Genomic DNA, 1,441 nt, shown 5'->3' with positions numbered 1-1,441 from the left:
CCTAGTAGGACTCCGTTAGGTTGTTCTTGATCTTGGGATGGAGTAGGGCTTGCTGGTGAGGGGCCGGTGGCAGGTCGTGCAGACGCCGGTCCAGCACCTCAGGATGTCCTGGAGGGCGTCGAGGGTCTGGTAGAGAGTGAGGCCGGTCCTGGCACTTTTGGGATCAGTCGCTGCTCGGTGAGGAAGGCCTGGGCTGCGGTCACGAGGGTGACGTGGTGGTGCCAGCCCGGCCAGGACCGTCCCTCGAAGTGGTCCAGGCCGAGGCCGTGCTTGAGTTCTCGGTAGTCGTGCTCGATGCGCCAGCGGACCTTGGCCAGACGGACCAGTTCGGTGACCGGGGTGTCGGCTGGGAGGCTGGAGAGCCAGTAGTCGGTGGGGGCTTCAGCTCCGTCGGGCCACTCGATCAGCAGCCAGCAGTCGGGCAGGACGCCGTCCCACCAGCCCTGTTCGGACGAGGCTGCGGCTTTGATCGGACGTTCGACGGCCTTGCCTGCGGGCCGGACGCGCACAGCGGCGAAGCGGGACTTCAGCCGGCCGCGGGTGCCCTGCCGCCATGTGACCTTGGTGAACGTGCTCGTCTCAAGGCCGGCGGCCAGGGTCGCTACTGACGGTGCGGGGTGCCGGTAGCGGGGCTGGGGCCAGCAGCCGACCGGCCCCTTGCGGGGTGGCGCCTCTGGCTCGGCGTCGAGCGGGTGGGCACTGACGTCCGCTCGGACGGCCAAGACGTAGTGGATTCCACGGTCATCGAGGCCGGCTCGCAGGTGTGCGTTGGTGCCGTAGGCGGCGTCCGCCACGACGACCGGGGGCCTCATGTCCCACTCCGCGAGTGTGTCGAGCATGTCCAGGGCCAGCCGCCATTTCTCGCGGTGGGTGACCTCGGACGGGACGCGGGTGGACGTCCTGCGGTCGGCGTCGGTGTCCCACGACCGGGGCAGGAACAGCCGCCACTGCAGCGGGCAGGAAGCGGTGTCGGTCGCGGCGTGGACGCTGACGGCGACCTGGCAGTTGGCACGTTTACCCAGGGCCCCGCAGTACTGCGGGGCCACCCCGACCGACATTCTTCCGTCCTTGGGCAGCGACACGTCGTCGATCACCCAGGCTGTCGGGGAGATGAGCGGCAGCATGCGTTCGCAGATCCGACGCTGCACCGGCACCGGATCCCAGGTGGACTGGTTCACGAATTGCTGCAGGTTCTGCTCGTTGCCGTCCGGCAGCCGGTCGGCCATCGCCTGGATCGACTTTCGGCGGCCGTCCAGCATCAATCCCCGCAGGTAGCAGTCACCCTTGGCCCGCTGGTCCTTCCGCCGCAGAGAACCGAACACGTCGGCCACATACAGCGCCAACTCAGCTCGTACGCGGTCCACTTCGCGTGCATCCACACATCCAACATGCCCGCCCACGAAAAGCCCGAACCGAAGACCTAACGGAGTCCTACTAGTGC

The 1,441-nt window shown here is 67.8% G+C and carries 1 protein-coding gene; it reads right to left on the bottom strand.

The window, feature by feature from the left end; translation table 11 throughout:
* Positions 1-98: 98 nt before the first annotated feature.
* On the bottom strand, positions 99-1,379 hold the full coding sequence (locus ACFYZL_RS40060) for an IS701 family transposase (protein ID WP_388686140.1): 1,281 nt from the start codon (positions 1,377-1,379) through the stop codon (positions 99-101).
* Positions 1,380-1,441 lie beyond the last annotated feature (62 nt).

This window comes from Streptomyces sp. NPDC001717, assembly GCF_042892775.1.
Lineage (GTDB): Bacteria > Actinomycetota > Actinomycetes > Streptomycetales > Streptomycetaceae > Streptomyces.
This window is presented reverse-complemented; position numbering and strand designations above follow the sequence as displayed.